At 73.9% G+C, this 21,301-nt stretch carries 20 protein-coding genes; 11 read left to right on the top strand and 9 right to left on the bottom strand.

Features of this window, described 5'->3' with window-relative positions; translation table 11 throughout:
* Positions 1-24: 24 nt before the first annotated feature.
* On the bottom strand, positions 25-1,083 hold the full coding sequence (locus tag QQK45_RS14245; RefSeq protein WP_284293872.1) for a hemolysin family protein: 1,059 nt from the start codon (positions 1,081-1,083) through the stop codon (positions 25-27).
* Positions 1,080-2,414 (bottom strand): hemolysin family protein, encoded by a 1,335-nt coding sequence (locus QQK45_RS14240; RefSeq protein WP_284293871.1) that lies wholly within the window; start codon positions 2,412-2,414, stop codon positions 1,080-1,082. Before QQK45_RS14240 ends, QQK45_RS14245 begins: the two co-directional genes overlap by 4 nt.
* A gap of 349 nt (positions 2,415-2,763) precedes the next feature.
* On the opposite strand from QQK45_RS14240, the gene QQK45_RS14235 reads away from it, so the two are divergent.
* The 6 genes from QQK45_RS14235 to QQK45_RS14210 all read left to right on the top strand — a co-directional run bounded on the left by QQK45_RS14235 (position 2,764) and on the right by QQK45_RS14210 (position 11,564).
* On the top strand, positions 2,764-3,441 hold the full coding sequence (locus QQK45_RS14235) for a response regulator transcription factor (RefSeq protein ID WP_284293870.1): 678 nt from the start codon (positions 2,764-2,766) through the stop codon (positions 3,439-3,441).
* Entirely contained in the window at positions 3,438-4,625 is a 1,188-nt protein-coding gene (locus tag QQK45_RS14230; RefSeq protein WP_284293869.1) for a HAMP domain-containing sensor histidine kinase, read from the top strand. Before QQK45_RS14235 ends, QQK45_RS14230 begins: the two co-directional genes overlap by 4 nt.
* A 184-nt stretch (positions 4,626-4,809) precedes the next feature.
* A complete protein-coding gene (locus tag QQK45_RS14225; RefSeq protein WP_431310343.1) occupies positions 4,810-8,631 on the top strand; it encodes a multifunctional oxoglutarate decarboxylase/oxoglutarate dehydrogenase thiamine pyrophosphate-binding subunit/dihydrolipoyllysine-residue succinyltransferase subunit in 3,822 nt (1,273 codons plus the stop codon).
* A 160-nt stretch (positions 8,632-8,791) separates the two neighbouring features.
* Positions 8,792-9,802: an aldo/keto reductase gene (locus QQK45_RS14220; protein WP_284293867.1), complete on the top strand. Its 1,011-nt coding sequence runs from the start codon at positions 8,792-8,794 to the stop codon at positions 9,800-9,802.
* 4 nt (positions 9,803-9,806) lie between these two features.
* Positions 9,807-10,757 carry an aldose 1-epimerase family protein gene (locus QQK45_RS14215; protein WP_284293866.1) on the top strand — a complete coding sequence of 317 codons (951 nt, stop codon included), beginning with the start codon at positions 9,807-9,809 and terminating at the stop codon, positions 10,755-10,757.
* Positions 10,758-10,973: 216 nt separating this feature from the next.
* Positions 10,974-11,564: a GDSL-type esterase/lipase family protein gene (locus tag QQK45_RS14210; protein ID WP_284295060.1), complete on the top strand. Its 591-nt coding sequence runs from the start codon at positions 10,974-10,976 to the stop codon at positions 11,562-11,564.
* 66 nt (positions 11,565-11,630) lie between these two features.
* Here QQK45_RS14210 and QQK45_RS14205 read toward each other — a convergent pair whose 3' ends face one another.
* Both QQK45_RS14205 and QQK45_RS14200 read right to left on the bottom strand, forming a co-directional pair.
* Entirely contained in the window at positions 11,631-12,260 is a 630-nt protein-coding gene (locus QQK45_RS14205; RefSeq protein WP_284293865.1) for a PadR family transcriptional regulator, read from the bottom strand.
* A 91-nt stretch (positions 12,261-12,351) separates the two neighbouring features.
* The gene (locus QQK45_RS14200; protein ID WP_284293864.1) at positions 12,352-13,098 is read right to left on the bottom strand and encodes a DUF4097 family beta strand repeat-containing protein; all 747 of its coding nucleotides are present in this window, start codon (positions 13,096-13,098) and stop codon (positions 12,352-12,354) included.
* Between the two features lie 137 nt (positions 13,099-13,235).
* Between QQK45_RS14200 and QQK45_RS23310 the strand changes: the two genes are divergently transcribed.
* Positions 13,236-13,310: a 50S ribosomal protein bL37 gene (locus QQK45_RS23310; RefSeq protein WP_098459088.1), complete on the top strand. Its 75-nt coding sequence runs from the start codon at positions 13,236-13,238 to the stop codon at positions 13,308-13,310.
* Between the two features lie 86 nt (positions 13,311-13,396).
* Here the strand turns inward: QQK45_RS23310 and rsrA are convergent, their stop codons facing one another.
* From rsrA to QQK45_RS14185, 3 genes are read right to left on the bottom strand one after another with little or no spacing between them, the layout of a single operon-like run.
* Positions 13,397-13,717 (bottom strand): mycothiol system anti-sigma-R factor, encoded by a 321-nt coding sequence (gene rsrA / locus QQK45_RS14195; protein WP_284293863.1) that lies wholly within the window; start codon positions 13,715-13,717, stop codon positions 13,397-13,399.
* Entirely contained in the window at positions 13,714-14,565 is an 852-nt protein-coding gene (locus QQK45_RS14190) for a sigma-70 family RNA polymerase sigma factor (RefSeq protein ID WP_431310281.1), read from the bottom strand. The genes rsrA and QQK45_RS14190 overlap by 4 nt, the downstream gene beginning before the upstream one ends.
* 54 nt (positions 14,566-14,619) lie before the next feature.
* Entirely contained in the window at positions 14,620-15,372 is a 753-nt protein-coding gene (locus tag QQK45_RS14185; RefSeq protein ID WP_284293861.1) for an MgtC/SapB family protein, read from the bottom strand.
* Here QQK45_RS14185 and QQK45_RS14180 point away from each other — a divergent pair.
* From QQK45_RS14180 to hisN, 4 genes are all read left to right on the top strand, one after another.
* Entirely contained in the window at positions 15,361-15,984 is a 624-nt protein-coding gene (locus tag QQK45_RS14180) for a DoxX family protein (RefSeq protein WP_284293859.1), read from the top strand. The genes QQK45_RS14185 and QQK45_RS14180 overlap by 12 nt on opposite strands.
* A gap of 53 nt (positions 15,985-16,037) precedes the next feature.
* Positions 16,038-17,378: a 3-phosphoshikimate 1-carboxyvinyltransferase gene (gene aroA / locus QQK45_RS14175; protein WP_284293857.1), complete on the top strand. Its 1,341-nt coding sequence runs from the start codon at positions 16,038-16,040 to the stop codon at positions 17,376-17,378.
* Between the two features lie 4 nt (positions 17,379-17,382).
* Positions 17,383-18,456 carry a ribosome small subunit-dependent GTPase A gene (rsgA, locus tag QQK45_RS14170; RefSeq protein ID WP_284293856.1) on the top strand — a complete coding sequence of 358 codons (1,074 nt, stop codon included), beginning with the start codon at positions 17,383-17,385 and terminating at the stop codon, positions 18,454-18,456.
* Between the two features lie 63 nt (positions 18,457-18,519).
* Positions 18,520-19,302, top strand: a complete 783-nt coding sequence (gene hisN / locus QQK45_RS14165; RefSeq protein WP_284293854.1) for a histidinol-phosphatase — start codon at positions 18,520-18,522, stop codon at positions 19,300-19,302.
* 198 nt (positions 19,303-19,500) lie between these two features.
* Here hisN and QQK45_RS14160 read toward each other — a convergent pair whose 3' ends face one another.
* Together QQK45_RS14160 and QQK45_RS14155 are read right to left on the bottom strand one after the other, a co-directional pair.
* Positions 19,501-19,989 (bottom strand): DUF6912 family protein, encoded by a 489-nt coding sequence (locus QQK45_RS14160; protein WP_284293853.1) that lies wholly within the window; start codon positions 19,987-19,989, stop codon positions 19,501-19,503.
* Between the two features lie 4 nt (positions 19,990-19,993).
* Positions 19,994-20,506: a hypothetical protein gene (locus tag QQK45_RS14155; RefSeq protein WP_284293851.1), complete on the bottom strand. Its 513-nt coding sequence runs from the start codon at positions 20,504-20,506 to the stop codon at positions 19,994-19,996.
* Positions 20,507-21,301: the final 795 nt, after the last annotated feature.

Below are 21,301 nucleotides of genomic sequence, written 5' to 3'. Positions count from 1 at the left end.
GTCCCGGACGGCGGTCCCACGGCCTCACCGTGGCCGCGCCCGGCGCAGCGTGTCGCCACGCTGCATCGCGTCCCTGACCTCGCCGACGAGCTCCTCGAGGATGTCCTCGAGGAACACCACGCCGACGGGCTCGTCGCCGTCACGCACGAGCGCAAGGTGCGCCGCGGAGCGCTGCACGGCCTGCAGGACATCCTCGATCTCGTCGTCGGGCGAGGCGACCGCGAGCGCCCGGACGCGCCACGACGGCACGGGCTCGTCGCGGTCGCCGTTCGTCGCGTACAGGACGTCCTTGAGGTGCAGGTACCCGACCGGCACACCGTCCCGGACCACGGGGAAGCGGCTGAAGCCGGTGCGCGTGACGAGGTGCTCGACGTCGTCGGGGGTGCAGCCCTCCGCGACGGTCACGAGGTCCGCGAGCGGGACCATGACCTCGCGCGCGGTCCGCTCCGAGAACTCGATCGCGCCGGTGAGGAGGCCCTGCTCGTCCTGCAGGACCCCCTCGGCGGCGGAGTGCTCAACGATCGACTGGACCTCCTCGACCGTGAAGGCGGACGCGACCTCGTCGCGCGGCTCGACGCCCGCCGCGCGCACGGCATGGTTGGCGAGCCAGTTGAGCGCGCCGATCACGGGCCGCAGGGCGCGGGCGAGGAGCACGAGCGGCGGCGCGAACAGCATGACCGCGCGGTCGGGACCCGACACCGCGAGGTTCTTGGGCACCATCTCGCCGAGCACGACGTGCAGGTAGACGACGACGGCGAGCGCGAGCACGAGCGCGATCGGGTGCGCGAGGTCGGGGCTCGCGCCGATCGCGTGGAGCGGGACCTCGACCAGATGGGCGAGCGCGGGCTCCGCGACGATGCCGAGGCCGGTCGAGCACACGGTCACGCCGAGCTGCGCGCACGCGAGCATGAGCGACACGTGCTCCATCGCGTAGAGCACGGTGCGGGCGCGGACGTTCCCGGCCGCGGCCAGGGGCTCGATGGAGCTGCGCCGCGCGGACAGGACGGAGAACTCGGCACCGACGAAGAAGGCGTTGCCGAGGAGCAGGACGATGCCGAGGACGAGGCCGGCCGTGGAGCTCATGCCGCACCTCCGTCCGGGCCGGGGACGCCGCCCGCGGCGCTCACCCGGAGCTGCTCGACCCGACGGCCGTCCATCACGTCGACGCGCAGGCGCACGCCCCCGACCTCGACCTCGTCGCCCACGACAGGCACGCGCCCGAGCTCGGTCATGACGAGCCCGCCGAGCGTCTCGTACGCGCCGGACTCGGGGACCTCGAGCCCCGTCTGCTCGGTGAGCTCGTCGGGGCGGAGCTGGCCCTGAACGCGCCACGACCCGTCGCGCAGGGACCGGGCGCCGACGACGCGCGCGTCGTGCTCGTCGGAGACCTCGCCCACGAGCTCCTCGACGACGTCCTCGAGCGTCACGACGCCGGACGTGCCGCCGTACTCGTCGACGACGACCGCCATCTGGAGCCCGAAGCCGCGCAGCTCGACGAGCAGCGGCCCGAGCCCGACGGTCTCGGGGACGCGCGGCGCGTCGACCATGAGCGCGGCGACGGGCACGTCCGCGCGCCGCTCGGCCGGGACCGAGACGGCCCGGCGCACGTGCACGAGGCCGACGACGTCGTCGCGGTCGCGGTCGATCACGGGGAAGCGGGAGTGCCCGGTGGCGCGGACGACGTCGAGCAGCTCGGCGGCGGAGGCCTCCTTGTGCAGGACGTCCATGCGCAGGCGGTCCGTCATGACGTCGACGGCGGTCAGCTCCTCGAGGTCGATCGTGTTGGTGAGGAGCGTCGCGACGCTCTCCTCGAGCGTGCCCTCGGCGGCGGAGCGCCGCACGAGCGCCGCGAGCTCGGTCGACGAACGGGCCCCTGACAGCTCCTCGACGGGCTCGACGCCGACGCGGCGCAGGATCGCGTTGGCGGAGCCGTTGAGCACCACGACCACGGGCCGCGCGGCCGTGGTGAAGGCACGCTGCAGCGGCACGACGAGCCGCGCCGTCGGGTACGGGAGCGAGAGCGCGAAGTTCTTGGGGATGAGCTCGCCGAAGAGCATGGAGAACACGTTCACGACGACGAGCGCAACGATCCCCGCGAGCGCCACGGCGACGCCGCGCGCGAGGGCGGTGTGCCCGAGACCCGCGACGACGAGGTCGTAGAGCGCCGGCTGGGCGGTGTAGCCGAGCAGGATCGTCGTGACCGTGATCCCGACCTGGGCCGAGGACAGCTCGGTCGACAGCTCGGACAGGGCGGTGCGGACGGAGCGGTCGCGCCGGTCCGGCTCGTCGCCGTGCCCGGACCCCTTGAGGACGGCCGGGTCGAGCGTGACGAGGGCGAACTCGCTCGCGACGAACACCGCGGTCCCGGCCGTGAGCACGACACCGAGAACGAGGAGGAGCCAGTCGCTCAGCACGTGGCGCCCACCACCCGGGCGAAGGACGGCCGCCCGGGTCCGCGCACGGCGCGGGCGGGGCGGGAGGGACGAGAGGACCTATGTCGTGGGTCGTCACCGTTCATGGTGCGCACCATCGTATCCGCGCGGGGGCGCCACGGTGCCCGGCACGCCCGGTCCACGAAACCTCCATCGGACGCACAGACCGCGCCCAGCACGACCTCCGGGCAGTTCACACCCCTGTGTGCCAGTCTTTCCCTATGGCACCGAGCTCTCTGCCGTCCGGACAGCCGGGCGGGCGTCCGAACACCCCGGCGGGCAACGTCGTCGGGCGGCCCACCCTCGCCCCACGGGCGAGCCGAACGCGACCGTGCTCGTCGTCGAGGACGAGCCCGCCATCGCGACCGCCATCGCGCAGCGCCTCACGGCCGAGGGCTGGCGGGTCGAGGTCGCGCGCGACGGGCTGTCGGGCGTCGACGCGGCGCTGCGGCTGCGCCCCGACGCCGTGGTCCTCGACGTCATGCTCCCGGGCATCGACGGGCTGGAGGTCACGCGCCGGATCCAGGCCGAGCACCCGCTACCCATCCTCATGCTGACCGCCCGCGACGACGAGACCGACATGATCATCGGGCTCGGCGTCGGCGCCGACGACTACATGACGAAGCCGTTCTCGATGCGCGAGCTCGTCGCGCGCCTCAAGGCGCTGCTGCGGCGCGTGGACCGCGCGGCTCAGGTCGCGTCGTCGCCCGTCGCCCAGCCGCCGCTCGAGGTCGGGGACGTGACCATCGACCAGGCGCAGCGGCGCGTGTACCGGGCCGGCGAGGAGATCCACCTCACGCCCACGGAGTTCGAGCTCCTCGTCATGCTCGCGAGCTCCCCCAAGACCGTGCTGACGCGCGAGAAGCTCCTCGCGGAGGTGTGGGACTGGGCGGACGCATCGGGCACCCGGACCGTCGACTCCCACATCAAGGCGCTGCGCCGCAAGCTCGGCGCGGACCTCATCCGGACCGTGCACGGCGTGGGGTACGCGTTCGAGCCGACGGCATGAGCCGCACCGGCGAGCGCGCCGGGGCCCGGATCGCCCGGGTGCCCGACGTCCGCCCGCTGGACCGCTTCCAGTCGATCCGGATCAAGCTCGGGATCCTCGTCGCGGCGACCGTGACGTTCGCGGCGTTCGTCACCTGGCTGGGCCTGCGCAACCACCTCGGCCCGAGCCGGACGCTGCCGCTCGCGATCGTCCTGTCGCTCCTCCTGACCCAGGTGCTCGCGCGCGGCATGACGTCCCCGCTGCGCGAGATGACGGCGGCCGCGCGCGCCATGGCGGACGGCGACTACACGCGGCGGGTCACCGCGACGAGCCGGGACGAGGTCGGGCAGCTCGCGGGCGCGTTCAACCAGATGGCGAGCGACCTCGCCGCCTCCGACCAGGTGCGCCGCGACCTCATCGCCAACGTCTCGCACGAGCTCCGCACGCCCGTCGCGGCGCTGCACGCCCAGCTCGAGAACGTCGTCGACGGCGTCACCCCCGCGACCCCGGCGACGCTGCAGCAGGCCCTCACCCAGACCGAGCGCCTGTCGCGCCTCGTCGCGTACCTGCTCGACCTGTCGCGCATCGAGGCGGGCGCCGCCGCGCTCAACTACGAGACGATCCCGCTCGGTGACTTCCTCGAGGAGGTCGCGGAGTCGGTGTCCATGCTCGACGCGGGCAAGCAGCTCCAGTACGTCGTCGACGTGACGCCCGAGGACCTCGAGCTCGAGGCCGACCCGGTCCGCCTCGACCAGGTCGTCACGAACCTTCTGCACAACGCGATCCGGTACTCGCCGCAGGACGGTCGGATCCTGCTCGAGGCGACGCTCGCGCCGGGCGGTGACTGGATCGTCGTCGATGTCGTGGACGAGGGGCCCGGCATCGACCCGGAGGACCGCGGGCGGATCTTCGACCGGTTCCAGCGCGGGTCGGCGACGGCGCAGCTCGGCTCGTCCTCGACCGGCGGCACCGGCATCGGCCTCGCGATCGTCCGCTGGGCGGTCGACCTGCACGGCGGGACGATCGAGGTCGCCGACGACGGCGCCGGGGGCGCCCGGATGCGGCTGCGGCTCCCCGTGCACGCGCGCCGCGGGGGCGGGCTCGCCGCTCGGAGTGACGGCCGTCACATTGTCACGGTCACCCGGGTGAAAGAGATACCGGGATACCGAAAGATGGGGCTCGACAACCCCTTTTTTCGGTCCTGACGAGCAGGATTTGCCCTCCTGTTGCCGCCCGTAGAGCCGTTGTGAAGATCCGCGGGATTGCTCGCGTCGCGGGCCGCGCACGTGCCGGTGACAGGAGTGCCGAGGGCCTACGCTGGTACGGGTGGGCGCGCGGTTGTGCGTCCCGACAGCAGACACGAAACGTGTGAAAGTGGGCGATCCCCGAGTGTCCCCGAAGGCTGAGTCAGAGTCGATCAGCGCGCTGCGCGCCTCGTTCGGTGCGAACGAGTGGCTGGTCGACGAGCTCTACGACCAGTACCGCGCCGACAAGAACTCCGTCGATCCGGCGTGGTGGGAGTTCTTCGAGGACTACCGTCCGGACGGCGACGACGCCGCGGCCGCCGGTGCTCCGGCGAACGGCGCCACCACGAACGGCGCGGCGACCAACGGCACCGCGGCGAACGGCACGAGCCACACGGCTGCCGCGCCCGCTCCCGTCGCGCCCGCGGCTCCCGCCACGGCTCCCACGCCCCGGGCCGTGCAGCCCGCGCACGAGCCCGCGCTCCCCGCCGAGCCGAGCGCCCCGTCGCCCACGTCCCCCCGCCCCGTCGCGACGGCGCAGCCCGCCACCGCGCCCTACGCCGACGTCCCCGTGGCGCGGTCCGCGAGCGCGCTGCCCGCCGAGGCCACGGACGAAGCCACGAAGCTCCGCGGCCCCGCCGCGCGCGTCGTGACGAACATGGAGGCCAGCCTCCAGGTCCCGACGGCCACGTCGGTGCGCGCCGTGCCCGCCAAGCTGCTCGTCGACAACCGCATCGTCATCAACAACCACCTCGCGCGCACGCGCGGCGGCAAGATCTCGTTCACGCACCTCATCGGCTTCGCGCTGATCGAGGCCGTGGGCGAGATGCCGTCGATGAACGCGTCGTACACGCAGGTCGACGGCAAGCCCGGCATCCTCAACCCGGCGCACGTCAACCTCGGCATCGCGATCGACCTGCCCAAGCCCGACGGCTCGCGCCAGCTCGTGGTGCCCGCCATCAAGGGCACCGAGTCGATGGACTTCGCGCAGTTCTGGAACGCGTACGAGGACATCGTCCGCCGCGCGCGCACCAACAAGCTCACAGTCGACGACTACAGCGGCGTCACGATCTCGCTGACCAACCCGGGCGGCATCGGCACGGTGCACTCCGTCCCGCGCCTCATGAGCGGCCAGGGCGCGATCGTCGGCGTCGGCGCGATGGACTACCCGGCGGAGTTCGCGGGCGCGTCCGAGGAGCAGCTCGCGCGCCTCGGCGTGTCGAAGGTCGTCACGCTGACCTCGACGTACGACCACCGGATCATCCAGGGCGCCGGCTCGGGCGACTTCCTGCGCCTGATCGGCAACAAGCTGCTCGGTCAGGACGGCTTCTACGACCGCGTCTTCGCGGCCCTGCGCATCCCGTACGAGCCGGTCCGCTGGGCGCGCGACAACAGCACGGACCCCGAGGCGGAGGCCGTCAAGCCGGCCCGCATCGCCGAGCTGATCCACGCGTACCGGTCGCGCGGCCACCTCATGGCCGACACCGACCCGCTGACCTACCGCCAGCGCAAGCACCCCGACCTCGACATCCAGAACCACGGCCTCACCCTGTGGGACCTCGAGCGGACGTTCCCGACCACGGGCTTCGGCGGCAAGACCCAGGACTCCCTGCGCAACATCCTGGGGCTCCTGCGGGACGCGTACTGCCGCACCATCGGCTTCGAGTACATGCACATCGCGGACCCGGCGCAGCGCAAGTGGATCCAGGAGCGCCTCGAGGCCGGGTACGCCCGGACCCCGCGCGAGGACCAGCTGCGGATCCTGCGCCGCCTGAACTCCGCCGAGGCGTTCGAGACCTTCCTCCAGACGAAGTTCGTCGGGCAGAAGCGCTTCTCGCTCGAGGGCGGCGAGTCCGTCATCCCGCTGCTCGACGCGATCCTGTCGCGCGCCGCCGAGAACGGGCTCGACGAGGTCTGCATCGGCATGGCGCACCGCGGCCGCCTCAACGTGCTCGCGAACATCGCCGGCAAGAGCTACGCGCAGATCTTCGCGGAGTTCGAGGGCAACGTGGACCCGAAGTCGGTCCAGGGCTCGGGCGACGTCAAGTACCACCTCGGCACGGAGGGCACGTTCACCGCGGAGTCCGGCGCGCAGACGCAGGTCTACCTCGCGGCGAACCCGTCGCACCTCGAGGCCGTGGACCCGGTGCTCGAGGGCATCGTCCGCGCCAAGCAGGACCTCATCGACCTCGGCGGCGACGGGTTCTCCGTCCTGCCGATCATGATCCACGGCGACGCGGCCTTCGCGGGCCAGGGCGTCGTGTCCGAGGTGCTCAACCTGTCGCAGCTGCGCGGGTACCGCACGGGCGGCACGATCCACGTCATCATCAACAACCAGGTCGGCTTCACGACCGCCCCCTCGTCGTCCCGCTCGACGACGTACGCGACGGACGTCGCGAAGGGCTACCAGATCCCGATCTTCCACGTGAACGGCGACGACCCCGAGGCGTGCGTGCGCGTCGCAGAGCTCGCCTTCGCGTTCCGCGAGCAGTTCGACCGCGACGTCATCATCGACATGGTCTGCTACCGCCGTCGCGGCCACAACGAGGGCGACGACCCGTCGATGACGCAGCCGCTCATGTACAACCTCATCGAGGCCAAGCGGTCGGTCCGCAAGCTCTACACCGAGAACCTCGTGGCCCGCGGCGACCTGACGGTCGAGGAGGCCGAGCAGGCGCTCAAGGACTACCAGACTCAGCTCGAGCGGGTCTTCACCGAGACCCGTGAGGGCGGCTACACGCCGCCCGCCGAGACCGAGCCGATCGCCGGCCTCGAGCGACCCGAGTCCCAGCGCGAGGACGCCGGCACGGTCGTCGGCTGGAAGACGGCGATCAGCCCGGCCGTGCTGGAGCGCGTGGGCGCGGTGCAGGTCTCGCCGCCCGAGGGCTTCACCGTCCACCCGAAGCTCCAGCAGATGCTCGCGAAGCGGCACGAGATGTCGACGCAGGGCGGGATCGACTGGGGCTTCGGCGAGCTCGTCGCGTTCGGCTCGCTCCTCATGGAGGGCACGCCCGTGCGCCTCGCCGGGCAGGACTCGCGCCGCGGCACGTTCGTGCAGCGCCACGCCGTCCTGCACGACCGCGAGACCGGGGCCGAGTGGACGCCGCTGCTGTACCTGTCGGCCGACCAGGAGAAGTTCTGGGTCTACGACTCGTCGCTGTCCGAGTACGCGGCGCTCGGCTTCGAGTACGGCTACTCCGTCGAGCGTCCCGACGCGCTCGTGCTGTGGGAGGCGCAGTTCGGCGACTTCGTCAACGGCGCACAGACGGTCATCGACGAGTTCATCTCGTCCGCGGAGCAGAAGTGGGGCCAGAACGCCTCGCTCGTCATGCTCCTCCCCCACGGCTACGAGGGACAGGGACCCGACCACAGCTCGGCCCGCATCGAGCGGTTCCTGCAGATGTGCGCGGAGGACAACCTCACGGTCGCGCAGCCGTCGACGCCCGCGTCGTACTTCCACCTGCTGCGCCGCCAGGCGTACGCCCGGCCGCGTCGCCCGCTCGTCGTCTTCACCCCGAAGCAGCTGCTGCGCCTCAAGGCGGCGGCGTCGGGCGTCGAGGACTTCACGAGCGGCACGTTCCGCCCGGTGATCGGCGACGAGACCGCGGACCCGACCAAGGTCACGCGCGTGCTGCTGTGCACGGGCCGGGTCTACTACGACCTCCTCGCCGAGCGGGCCGCCCGCAAGGACGAGACCGTCGCGATCGTGCGCCTCGAGCAGCTCTACCCGTTCCCCGAGGACGAGATCCGAGCGGAGCTCGGCCGCTACGCGACGGCCGACGTCGTGTGGGTCCAGGACGAGCCGGAGAACCAGGGTGCCTGGTCGTACGTGCACATCAACCTGCCCGACGACCTGCCCGAGGTGACGGTCGTGTCCCGCCCGGCGTCCGCGTCGACCGCAGCCGGCACCGCCAAGAAGCACAAGGCGCAGGCGGCGACCCTGCTGGAGCAGGCCTTCACGCACTGAGCACCACCTGACGAGGCCCGGCGGCCGGCACGGTCGCCGGGCCTCGTGCCGTCCGAGCGAGCACACTGGACGCGCACACCCCTGCCCGCACCACCGCAGGGGCCACCTGGTCCACGTCGCCACCCCGGTGGCGGACGCGGACCGAGAACGAGGAAGACCCGTGGAACACCACCTCCTCGGCCGCACCGGCCGACTCGTGTCCGTCGTCGGACTGGGGACCTGGCAGCTCGGCACCGACTGGGGTGACGTCAGCGAGGCCGACGCGCACGCCGTGATCGACGCGTCGCTCGAGGCCGGCGTGACGTTCGTCGACACCGCCGACGTCTACGGCGACGGCCGCAGCGAGCAGCTCATCGGCTCCTACCTGGCCGAGCACCCGGGCGCGCAGGTGACCGTCGCCACGAAGATGGGCCGACGCGTCGAGCAGGTTCCCGAGGCCTACACGCTCGACGCCTTCCGCGGGTGGGTCGACCGGTCGCGCACGAACCTGCGGACCGACCGCCTCGACCTCGTGCAGCTCCACTGCCCGCCCACGGCCGTCTACTCCGACGACGCCGTCTTCGACGCGCTCGACACGCTCGTCGACGAGGGCGCGATCGCGGCCTACGGAGTGAGCGTCGAGCGTACCGAGGAGGCGCTGACCGCCATCGCGCGCCCGAACGTCGCCACCGTGCAGATCATCCTCAACGCGTTCCGGCTCAAGCCGCTCGACGAGGTCCTCCCCGCCGCGTCCGAGGCGGGCGTCGGGATCATCGCGCGCGTGCCGCTGGCGTCGGGCCTGCTGTCCGGCCGGTACACGGCGCAGACGACCTTCCCGGACAGCGACCACCGGACGTACAACCGTCACGGTGAGGCGTTCGACGTGGGCGAGACGTTCTCCGGGGTCGACTACGAGACGGGCGTCGAGGCGGCGCAGGAGTTCGCGCGGCTCGTCGAGGAGCTCGGAGCCCCCGACGACGCTGCCCCCGCGCTCACGCCCGCGCAGGCAGCGATCGCGTGGCTGTGGCAGCAGCCCGGCGTGTCGACCGTGATCCCGGGCGCACGCAACGCCGACCAGGCCCGCGCGAACGCCGCGGCCGGCTCGGCGCGCGTCCTGGGCCCGACCTTCGAGCGCGGCGTCCGCCGCATCTACGACGAGCGGTTCCGCGCCGCCCTGCACGAGAAGTGGTGACGCGATGACGGACACGACGACGACCCGGACGACGGCGCACGCCCCGTCGGGCGAGCAGGTGGTCCTGCGCCACGGCGCGCACGAGGCGGTCGTCACCGAGGTGGGTGCGACCCTGCGTGCCTACTGGGTGGACGGGCTCGAGGTGGTCCAGCCCTACGCGGTGGACCAGATCGCGCCCGCGAGCCACGGTGCGGTGCTCGCTCCGTGGCCGAACCGGCTCCAGGACGGCGCCTACACGTTCGACGGCACGGACCACCAGGTCCCCGTCAACGAGGTGGGGCGCATGACGGCGCTCCACGGGCTCGTGTGCTGGGTCCGGTTCGAGGTGACCGCGCGGACGACGACGGACGCCGAGGACGCGGTCGAGCTCACCCACCGGATCGTCCAGACGTCCGGGTACCCGTTCGACGTCGTCGTGACGGTCCGCTACGCGCTGGGCGACGCGGGCCTGACCGTCACGACGACGGCCACGAACGACGGGGCGCGTCGCGCACCGTACGGGCTGGGCTTCCACCCGTGGCTGTCGACGCGCGGCGCGGCGGTCGACGACTGCACGCTGCGCCTCGACGCCGACACGCGCGTCACGACCGACGGCCGGCTGCTGCCGGTGGGCACCGAGCCGGTCGCGGGCCCGTACGACCACCGGGTCGCGTCGACGCTGACGGGCGCCGCGCTCGACGACGCGTTCGTCGGCGTGCTGCGCGACGCGGACGGCCTCTCGTGGGCCGAGCTGGGCACGCCCGACGGGCGCACGACCCGGGTGTGGATGGACGAGACGTTCGGCTCGTGGCAGGTCTGCACGGGCGACTTCATCAACCCGCCGAGCATCCGGCGCAGCGCCGTGGCCGTGGAGCCGCAGACCTGCTACGCGGACGCGTTCCGCACGGGTGAGCTCCTCGTCGTGCTCGAGCCCGGCGCGTCGCACACCTCGCGCTGGGGTCTGACGCTCGCTTGATCTCCCCGTGTGGGCACCCGTTCGGCGGTCCGGGGCAGCTCCGGAACAGCCGAACGGATGCCCACACGCGGTACGGACCGCCGGCTCCCAGGGAACCGGCGGTCCGTACGTCACAATGATCGGGTGGTGGACGCGGACGGACGGAGCACGGTGAAGCAGACGAGCCAGGCCGGCGCCCCGGCACAGGCGGGTGCCGCCGGGGACGACCGCACCGAGCTGCGCGTGTGCGTCGTCGGCGACGAGCTCGTGGCCGGCGCGGGCGACGCGCGGGGCCTGGGCTGGACGGGCCGGGTCGCCGCCCGCACCCGGTTCGACGGCGTCACCGTGGTGATGCCGCTCGCCATCCCGGGCGAGGGCTCGTCGGCCCTGTCGCAGCGCTGGGACGCCGAGACGTCACGCCGGTTCTCGGGCGCTCCCGGGGCGGACAACAGGCTCGTCGTCGCGCTCGGGCGGCACGACGTCGACACCGACCTCTCCCTCGCGCGCAGTCGCCTCAACCTGGCGAACGTCCTCGACGTCGCGGAGCAGCGCCGCCTGCCGACCTTCGTCGTCGGGCCGCCGCCCGGCGCACCCGAGCAGAACGGTCGGCTCCAGGAGCTCTCCGACGCCTACGCCGACGTGGCCAGCCGGCGCCGGGTGCCGTACGTCGACACGTTCGCCCCGCTCGTCGGGCACGAGCAGTGGCTCGGCGACCTCGCGACCGGTCCCACGGGCATGCCCGGCCAGGCCGGCTACGGGCTGATGGCGTGGCTCGTGCTCCACACGGGGTGGCACGCGTGGCTGGGCCTGCCGGACCCTGCTCTCTGACCGCGGCGCGGGGACAGGCGCCCGCAGCCCGGTGAGCAGCAGCGCGACCCCGAGCACGGCCCGCTCCTACCGCAGGGTCGCGCGGATCGCGGCGCGCGCGGAGTCGAGCACGGTGCGCGCGGTCTCGACCGTCACCCGGCTCACGGCGTCGACGGCGTCCGCGCGCCGCAGCTCGGCGCGCAGGTCGTCGCGGAACGCCTGGAGCATCGCGTCGACCTCGCGCCGCGCCCGGTTCGACGCCGCCCGGGCCTGCCGGTCGCGGTCCCGCGCGTCGGACGCCGGTCCTCGAGGCGTGCGACGGGCCTCCTCGCGCGCCTCCTGGGCGGCGAGCGCGAGCTCGGCGCGCAGCCCCTGCATGGAGCTGGCGACGTCCTCGCGCAGCGACTGGGCACGCTCGCGGACCGTCTCGTCGATGCCGCGCTCGAGGCGCGTGACGTCGTCGGCCCGGGCGGCGAGCTCCTCGCGCCCGGCGTCGGTCAGCGCGTAGGGGGCCGTGCGGCCTGAAGCCGCCCTGCGCACGAGGCCCTCCTCCTCGAGCCGCGCGAGCCGCGGGTAGACGGTGCCGGCGCTCGGTCGGTACGTGCCGCCGAACCGGTCCGAGAGCGCGGTGATGAGCTCGTAGCCGTGGCGCGGACCGTCGGCGAGGAGCGCGAGCAGGTACAAGCGGAGCTCGCCGTGCGCGAAGACCGCGACCATCAGGCGTCCCGCCCGTCCGTCGCGCCGGAGTCGGCGTCGGCGTCGTCGGGTGCGCGTCGCTCGAGGACCGTGAGGTCGCCGGACACGACGCTCACGACGACGGAGCCGAGGGCTTCACCCCGTTCAGCACGACACCCTTGTGGTGCCGGTCGACCTGCTCCACGCCGTCCACCGTGACCCGGCCGGACGCGGCGTTCAGACGGAGGCCGAGCCGGTCGACCTGGGGCGCCCGCAGCACGACGTCCCCCGAGACGGCGGAGATCTTCGCGGTGCGCGGGGTGCTCGTCAGGTCGAGCGTGAGGTCGCCGGACACCGTGCTTGCCTTGATGTCGGGGACGTCGCCGGCGAGGGTGACGACGCCCGAGACGCTGGAGCTCGTGACGTCGCCCGTGTGGTCGCGGACCACAAGCTCGCCGGACACCGTGCTGACTGTGAGTTCCCCCGTGCACTGGTCGACCACGACGGGGCCGCCGACGGTCGAGATCTTGGCGGGGCCGCGCAGGCCGGCGACGAGGCCGTCGGCCTTGACCACGGCGAGCTTGAGGGCGACGTCCGCAGGGACGGTGATCTGCACGTCCGCGGACTCGTCCGAGCGGAACAGCCGGAACTTCTCGGCGAAGCCCGCGAAGCCGAGGTTGCGGTAGCCGACCTTCAGCGTGCGGCCGGAGACGTCGACCTCGAGCGGTCGCCCGGTGAGCGCATGGATCTCCACGCGCGCGCCGGGCCCGTCGCCCGCGACGACGTCGACCCTGCCGCGCACGAGCGTGACCTCGAGCTCGGCGACCTTCTCGGCGAGGTCGATCGTGGTGGGCTCCGCCACCGTCCAGTGCTGTCCCATCGCTGTCCTCCGCTCTCGCGCCTGCCGACGCGATATATCTCGTTTCTGCGCACACGCTATATCGCGTTCGTGGCGCTGGCAACCCCCGCCGTGTGGGACCATGGAGGGCGAACCCTCACGACTCGAAGGAGACAGCCATGAGCAAGCGCGGGCGCAAGCGTCGCAGCCGCAAGGGCAACGCCGCGAACCACGGCCGTCGTCCCAACGCCTGAGCATCCTCGGGCAGGACGGCACGAGGCCCCGGTCTCCTCACGGAGACCGGGGCCTCGTCACATCCTGGCCCGGGGTGCCGGGCGCGTCACGCCTCGCGGGTGATGACCGCCGTCGCCGAGAACTGCGCGTACAGCCGGGCACGCAGCGTCTCCGGGGCACGGTCGGCGCACGAGCGGCGCAGCAGCTGACGCACCAGCTCGTCCAGGCTCAGCTCGGCCAGGCACGGCGAGCAGTGCGCGAGGTGCGCGCGCATCCGCGCGGCGTCGTCCTCGGTCATCTCCGAGTCCAGGTACTCCCAGAGGTGCTCGACGACGTGGTCGCACTCCCCGCCCTCGCTCACCGCGTGCGGGATGGGCTCGATGCCCTCGGCGGCATCGGCGTCGCCGGAAGGAACGTTCCTGCTCACGACTGACCTCCCGTGCTCGTCCCCACGAGCCCTCGATCCTGTGCGTAGTCGGCCAGCAGCTCGCGCAGCTGGCGCCGCCCCCGGTGCAGACGCGACATCACGGTGCCGATCGGCGTCCCCATGATCTCCGCGATCTCCTTGTACGGGAAGCCCTCGACGTCCGCGTAGTACACGGCCATCCGGCGATCCTCGGGAAGCTGCTGCAGCGCCGCCTTGATGTCCGAGTCCGGCAGTCGGTCCAGCGCCTCCGCCTCGGCCGAGCGCAGCCCTTGCGACGTGTGCGACGCCGCGCGCGCGATCTGCCAGTCCTCGACGTCCTCCGCGTTCGACTGCAACGGCTCGCGCTGCTTCTTGCGGTAGGAGTTGATGAACGTGTTCGTGAGGATCCGGTACAGCCACGCCTTGAGGTTCGTGCCCGGCTTGTACTGGTGGAACGCCGCGTACGCCTTGGTGAACGTCTCCTGCACCAGGTCCTCGGCGTCCGCCGGGTTCCGGGTCATCCGGAGCGCCGCCGAGTAGAGCTGGTCGAGGTAGGCCAGCGCGTCCCGCTCGAAGCGCGCGGCACGGGCCGCCTCGTCCTCGGTCGCGGGCGCGCGGTCGGTGTCGTCGGGGTCGACGTCGATCGTCGGAGCGGGCGAGCCGGCCTCGGGAGCCGGGTCGCGTGGGGTCTCAGTCATCGCCACCGAGCCTAGTCCCCGAACCTTCGCGGGGCCTGGGCTCGCAGCCCGCCCCGACGCGCCGCGGGGTGCGAGGCGCACCTCGGGCCATGCGGCCGCAGCACCGTCGCCGAAGGGGCCCGGCCGCACGTCGGACCGGACCGGAGGACTCTCGAGCACACCGCACGTCACGCAAGCCAGAACGTCTGCCCGGGCACGGAACATTCCCGCGGACGTGGCACGAGATCAGGGCTCGGTCTCGTCGCCGGTCGCCACCGTGAGGACGCCGTCGAGCTCGCTGAGCGCCCCGACGACGGACTCGACGTCGCCGCGCCCACCCAGCCGGACCGTGCCCTCGACGGACGTCGCGTCGACCGTGCCGGCGTCGGAGGGCACCTGCACGTGCGCGTGTTGCGACGTCGCCAGGTCGCGGACCGCGAACCCCGCGTCGGTCACCACGGCGAGGACCTCGCGCAGGAGCCCGCGCCCGTCGAGGTACTGGACGCGCAGCGCGGGCCACGGCTCGCCGAGGTGGTCGCGCACGAAGCCCGCGAGCGGCGCGAGCAGCAGGATCGCGACGAAGTAGGCGACGGTCGCGACGAGGGCGAGCACGAGCAGGCCCGCCCCCGCGGCGGCACCGACCGCAGCCGTCAGCCAGATGCTCGCCGCCGTCGTCAGGCCGCGCACCGAGCCACGGCGCACGAAGATGATGCCACCGCCGATGAAGCCGAGGCCGGACACGATCTGCGCGGCGACCCGCGACGGGTCGAGGACCACCTGCCCGGGGACCAGCACGTCGGTGAACCCGTACTTGGACACGAGCATGAAGAGCGCCGACCCGAGGCCCACGACTGTGGAGGTCCGCACACCCGCGGACTTCTGCTTGAGCTCGCGCTCGAGCCCGATCGCCGCCGAGAGGACGAACGCGGCACCGAACTCGGCGACCTGGGTCCAGCCCTGGCCCGTCGGCTCGAACGCGAGAGCGGCATGGACGACCACCCGTCCAACGTAGGCGGCGCGGCCGGGCTCGGCACCGCGGACGCGGCCGGGTGGGTGCGCCCCGTCCGCGCGGTGGCGTGCGAGCGGGTGGTGCGACAGTCTGGACGGATGCTGCTGCGACACCTCGCCCGACCGCTCCTCGCCGTCCCGTTCGTGTACGACGGCGTGAGCGCCGCGCTCCGGCCCGCACCCCACGTCGAGGTCACCGAGGCCGCACTCGACCAGGTGGGCGCCGTCGTGCCCGCGGTCCGGGAGGCCACCCGGGGCCGGATCGCCCTCGTCGTCCGGATACACGGGGCGGCGACGGCGGTCGCGGGCCTCTTCCTCGCCGTCCACAAGGCGCCGCGGACGGCCGCGCTCGTGCTCGCCGCCCTGACCGCACCGCTCGCAGTCGCGAACCAACCCGTCACCCGCGGGCCGGGCTCGCGCGACGAGCGCACCGGTCGCTTCGTCAGGGCGCTCGGGCTCACGGGGGCGGCGCTCCTCGCCGCCGCCGACACCGAGGGCCGGCCGGGCGTCCGGTGGCGCGTGCAGCACGCCCGCGACGAGCGGCACGCGCGGCACGAGGCGGTCGACGAGGCCGTGCGCGAGGCCACGGGCGAGGGCGACTGACCACCGGGCGGCCACGCCGTCGACCGCGTGCCCCGGCCCGATAGCCTGAGGTCATGACGACCCCCGGGACCGCGCCGCTCACCGCCCTGCCGACCGACGACGCACCCTGGGCCGCCCCCGTCGCCGACGGCCCGCTCGACGCGACCGTCGAGGTCCCCGGCTCCAAGTCGCTCACCAACCGGCTGCTCGTGCTCGCGGCGCTGGCCGACGGCCCGGGCGTCCTGCGCGGCGCGCTGCGCAGCCGCGACTCCGACCTCATGGTCGCGGGCCTGCGCGCGCTCGGGGTCGGCGTGGAGGTCGACGGGTCGACCGTGCACGTGACCCCCGCGCCCCTGCGCGGCGACGCGGACGTCGACTGCGGCCTCGCGGGCACCGTCATGCGGTTCCTGCCGCCCGTGGCCGCGCTCGCCGACGGCACCGTGCGGTTCGACGGCGACGAGGCCGCGCGCGTCCGTCCGATGGCGCCCGTCCTCGACGCGCTGCTCCAGCTCGGCGTGGGCGTGGACGACGCCGGACGCGGACGACTCCCGTTCACCGTGACCGGCACGGGCGCGGTGCGGGGCGGGACGGTCGACGTCGACGCGTCCGCGTCGAGCCAGTTCGTGTCGGGTCTGCTGCTCGCGGGCGCGCGGTTCGACGAGGGCCTCACGGTCCGCCACGTGGGCTCGCGGCTCCCGTCGCTCCCCCACATCGAGATGACGGTCCTCACGCTGCGCGAGGTGGGCGTCGAGGTCCAGGTCTCGGGCCTGGGCGGTGCGCCCGACGACGTCCCGACCTGGCGGGTCCTGCCCGGCACCGTCGCCGCGCGCGACGTCCGCGTCGAGCCCGACCTGTCGAACGCGGCGCCGTTCCTCGCGGCGGCGCTCGTCGCGGGAGGCTCGGTCCGCGTGCCGGGGTGGCCCGCCGAGACCACGCAGCCCGGTGCTCTCGTCCCCGGCATCCTCGAGCGGATGGGCGGCCGCTGGTCCCTCGACGACGGCGTCCTCACCGTGTCCGGCGACGGCACCGTCCACGGGATCGACGTGGACCTGTCCCCCGCGGGCGAGCTCGCGCCCACGATCGCGGCGCTCGCCGCCGTCGCCGACTCCCCCAGCCGGCTGCGCGGCATCGCGCACCTGCGCGGGCACGAGACGGACCGCCTGGCCGCGCTGCGTGCCGAGATCGTCGCGCTCGGTGGCGGCTGCGAGGAGACCGACGACGGCCTCGCCATCACGCCCGCGCCCCTGCACGGCGGCGTCTGGCACTCGTACGCGGACCACCGGATGGCGACGTCGGGCGCGCTCGTCGGGCTCCGGGTGCCGGGCGTCGAGGTCGAGAACGTGTCCACCACCGCCAAGACCCTGCCGGGCTTCACGGCGCTGTGGTCCGGGATGCTCGCCGGCGGGCGGGGCTGAGCCCGTGGGCCGCCGCGTCCTCGACGAGTCCGACGTCCGGTCGCGCCCGTCGCGCCGCGGCACCCGCCCGCGCACCAAGCAGCGCCCCGCCCACGAGGACGCCCTCGACGGGATGGTGACCGCCGTCGACCGCGGCCGGTACACGCTGCTGCTCGACGAGGACGGGCCCGACGAGCGCACCGTCGTCGCCATGAAGGCGCGCGAACTCAACCGGGACCGCGTCGTGTGCGGCGACCGGGTCGACGTCGTCGGCGACACGAGCGGCGACGAGGGGACGCTCGCCCGGATCGTGCGGATCGGCGAACGCCGGACCGTGCTCCGCCGCACCGCCGACGACACCGACCCCTACGAACGGATCGTCGTCGCGAACGCCGACCAGCTCGTCATCGTCACCGCGCTCGCCCAGCCCGAGCCGCGGACGGGGTTCATCGACCGCTCCGTCGTCGCCGCGTACGTGGCCGGGATGGGAGTCCTGCTGTGCCTCACCAAGGCGGACCTCGCGAGCCCTGACGAGCTGCGCGACCTGTACGAGCCGCTCGGGGTGCGCGTCGTCGTGACGCAGCGGCAGCCGGACGGGTCCGGGGTCGCGGGTGTCGACGTGCTGCGAGAAGCCGTCGCCGGGCGGGTCTCGGTGCTGCTCGGGCACTCGGGCGTCGGGAAGTCGACGCTGGTCAACGCGCTCGTCCCCGGCACCGGACGGGCGACCGGGCACGTCAACGACGTCACGGGCCGTGGCCGGCACACCTCGACCTCCGCGGTCGCGCTCCGGCTCCCCGTGCCCGACGGCGGCCTCGCCCCCGGGGCGCACCGCGGCTGGGTCATCGACACGCCCGGCATCCGGTCGTTCGGGCTCGCCCACGTGGAGGTCGAGGACGTCCTGCACGCGTTCGAGGACCTCGATGCCGTCGCCGTCGAGCGGTGCCCCCGCGGCTGCACGCACCTCGCCGACGCCCCGGACTGCGCGCTCGACGCGTGGGTCGACGAGGCGCCCGACGACGTCACGCGCGAGGCCCGGGCCGCGCGGCTCGCCTCGTTCCGGCGGCTCGTGGAGGCCCGCGCGTCGGGCGAGCGGGACTGACCACAGCCCGCCGGTCCCGCGTGGGTGCGACCGGCCGGGCCGCGCCACCACTACGTTGTCACCATGACCCGCTACGACGACGACCTCCGTCTGGCGCACGTGATCGCCGACCAGGTCGACCAGCACACGATGTCCCGGTTCAAGGCGCTCGACCTGCACGTCGAGACGAAGCCGGACCGCACGCCGGTCTCCGACGCCGACCGCGACGCCGAGCGGATGATCCGGTCCACCCTCGAGCGGGCACGCACCCGCGACGCGATCCTCGGCGAGGAGTTCGGGGCGACGGGGTCGTCGCCGCGGCGGTGGATCCTCGACCCCATCGACGGCACCAAGAACTTCGTCCGCGGCGTGCCCGTGTGGGCGACGCTCATCGGCCTGGTCGACGGCGACGAGGTCGTCGCCGGGCTCGTGTCGGCGCCCGCGCTGGGGCGGCGCTGGTGGGCGGCGAAGGGCTCAGGAGCGTGGACCGGCAAGTCCTTGTCCGCCGCGACGCGCCTCCAGGTCTCCGGCGTGACGGAGCTCGAGGACGCCTCGTTCTCCTACTCCAGCCTCACCGGTTGGGAGGAGCGCGACCGGCTCGACGCGATGCTCGACCTGCACCGCACCGTCTGGCGGACCCGCGCGTTCGGGGACTTCTGGTCCTACGTGCTCGTGGCCGAGGGCGCCGTGGACGTCGCCGCGGAACCCGAGCTCGAGCTCTACGACATGGCGGCGCTCGTGCCGATCGTGACGGAGGCGGGCGGCCGGTTCACGGGCCTCGACGGCAAGCCCGGGCCGTTCAGCGGCAACGCGATCGCCTCCAACGGCCACCTCCACGACGCCGTCCTCGACTACCTCGGCGACTGACCGCGACGTCGACCCCCGCTCGGGGTACCTCGCGAAGGTGGGACGACGACGCGGGGCGTGGGTCGGGTGGACGGCGCGCGATCGTGGCGGGTCTGGCGGGAGCCGAGCGAGGGACGAGCGAGGCGGATGGAAGATCGCGCGCCGACCACCCGACCCGCGCCCACCCCGCCACGGACGCAGACCTGGACCCGGAGCACCTCAGCGAGGCGCCTGGTCCAGCTCCGTCCAGTCGTACCAGAGCAGGTCGCGGTCGACGACGGCCTGGAGCGCGTCGTCGAGGTCCGCCTCGGCGACCTGTCCCACGCGCAACACGTCGGGTCCGGCGTCGGTCTCGTCGACGTGCGCGCACACGACCTGCGCGTCGACGTCGTCGGTGACCTGCACGGTGCTGGGCGACACGTCGTCGCCGGTGGCGAGGGCGTCACCGACGACGGCGTCCGGCACCTCGACGGTCACGACGACGCGCAGCGGCGACGACGCCCCCTGCAGGACGAGCCCGAGCGAGTCGTCGGCGGCGGCGAGCCAGGCGGCGTACTCGAGGCCCTCGTCGTCCTCGTCGGGCAGCTCGGCGCGCAGCGCGGGCGTGACGGCGTGCGCGACGCGCGGAGCGACCGGCCAGGTGGCCCGGCTCGCGGTGGTCGTCACGGTGTCGAGGTCGTCGCGGGTCGCGGGCACGTACAGGCGCATGGCCTCAGTGTGCCCGTTCGAGCGCCTCGCGTCGTACCGGCCCGCCGACGACGGCGCCGTCGGGCTCGGCGTGGACGGGCAGGAGCTCGCGCACCCGGCCCGCGAGCCCGGTGAGCGCGGCCCGGACCGACGACGAGGGCGCGCACTCGGCGATCACCCTGCCCTCGAGCACGGCCCGGTCGCACGCGGCGGGGTCGTCGGGCAGGAGGACGGGCGCGTCGACGCCGGCGTACCGGGCGAGGACGTCGCTCACGGCCTGCGCGGGGCGGGTCCCGCTGGCGCGCCCTCGGACGCGGTTGACGGCGACGACGCGGGGCGCGAGGACGCCTGCGTCGTCGAGGTCCCCGAGGGCCCGGACGAGCCGCTGGATGCCGACCGGGTCGGCCCCTCCGACGACGACCACGACGTCCGCCGCGCCCAGGGCCGACAGGGTGGCGGCGTTGCGCTGCGGCGCGCGCGTGTCGTAGGTGAGGAGCTCGTCGTGCTCGAGCGAGAAGCCGCAGTCGACGACCGTCACGTCGGCGATCTCGCGTGCCTTCTCCCAGACGACGTCGAGCGAGGAGGAGGAGCTCGACCCAGCGCGCCGGCCGCGTGATGCCGGTGAGCACCCGCAGGCGGGCGAGCACGTAGGGACTGAGGCGCGCGAGCGTGACGGCGTCGAGCACGCCCTGGGCCGCCGCCCGCGACGCGGAGGCGAGCCCGACGGACTCGTCGAGCATCCCGAGGAGCTGGGCGACGACCCCGCCGTAGGTGTCCGCGTCGGCGAGCAGTACCTCGACGCCGGTCTCTGCGGTCGCGCCCCGACGACGGCCGGCCCGCCGCCCCGCGCCGGCGAGCTCCGCGGCGAGGTTCACGGCGACGGTCGACCGTCCCGGCGCCCCGGTGGGGCCCCAGACGGCGACGACGCTGCCGGCGCGCCGCACGACGGGTGCCTCCTCGAGCCGGGGCATCGCCCCCGTCTCGGGGCGGGCGGGGTCGCGCAGGGCGTCGCGGACGGTCCCGGCGAGGGTCGCGCCGTCGGCGAGCGCCGTCGTCAGGGCGAGGAGCCGGTCCGGGCCGAGGGCGCGGACGCGCTGCTCCTCGTGCACCACGTCGTCGTGCAGCACGACGACGCGCACCCCGGCCTCGTGGAGCGCCGCGACGGCGGACCGGTCGAGCCCGGTCAGGTCGCTCGACACCACGGCCACGGCGCCGAGACCGGCCGCGGACGCGGCGAGGAGCTCCGCGACGTCGGCGCAGCGCCGGACGACGACCGTGCCGGGGTCAGCGGCGAGGGTCGTGGCGACGCCGGCCTCCGCGGGTCCGCGGACCG

Origin of the sequence: Luteimicrobium album (assembly GCF_030161555.1) — a bacterium.
GTDB classification, from domain to species: Bacteria; Actinomycetota; Actinomycetes; order Actinomycetales; family Cellulomonadaceae; genus Luteimicrobium; species Luteimicrobium album.
This window is presented reverse-complemented; position numbering and strand designations above follow the sequence as displayed.

Excerpts from the sequence above, each read along its gene's own strand:
- QQK45_RS14245 (WP_284293872.1), bottom strand. The coding sequence starts at position 1,083 with ATGAGCTCCACGGCCGGCCTCGTCCTCGGCATCGTCCTGCTCCTCGGC.
- QQK45_RS14230 (WP_284293869.1), top strand. The coding sequence starts at position 3,438 with ATGAGCCGCACCGGCGAGCGCGCCGGGGCCCGGATCGCCCGGGTGCCC.
- QQK45_RS14215 (WP_284293866.1), top strand. The coding sequence starts at position 9,807 with ATGACGGACACGACGACGACCCGGACGACGGCGCACGCCCCGTCGGGC.
- QQK45_RS14205 (WP_284293865.1), bottom strand. The coding sequence starts at position 12,260 with ATGGTCGCGGTCTTCGCGCACGGCGAGCTCCGCTTGTACCTGCTCGCG.
- QQK45_RS14200 (WP_284293864.1), bottom strand. The coding sequence starts at position 13,098 with ATGGGACAGCACTGGACGGTGGCGGAGCCCACCACGATCGACCTCGCC.
- QQK45_RS14180 (WP_284293859.1), top strand. The coding sequence starts at position 15,361 with ATGGACGACCACCCGTCCAACGTAGGCGGCGCGGCCGGGCTCGGCACC.
- aroA (WP_284293857.1), top strand. The coding sequence starts at position 16,038 with ATGACGACCCCCGGGACCGCGCCGCTCACCGCCCTGCCGACCGACGAC.
- hisN (WP_284293854.1), top strand. The coding sequence starts at position 18,520 with ATGACCCGCTACGACGACGACCTCCGTCTGGCGCACGTGATCGCCGAC.
- QQK45_RS14160 (WP_284293853.1), bottom strand. The coding sequence starts at position 19,989 with ATGCGCCTGTACGTGCCCGCGACCCGCGACGACCTCGACACCGTGACG.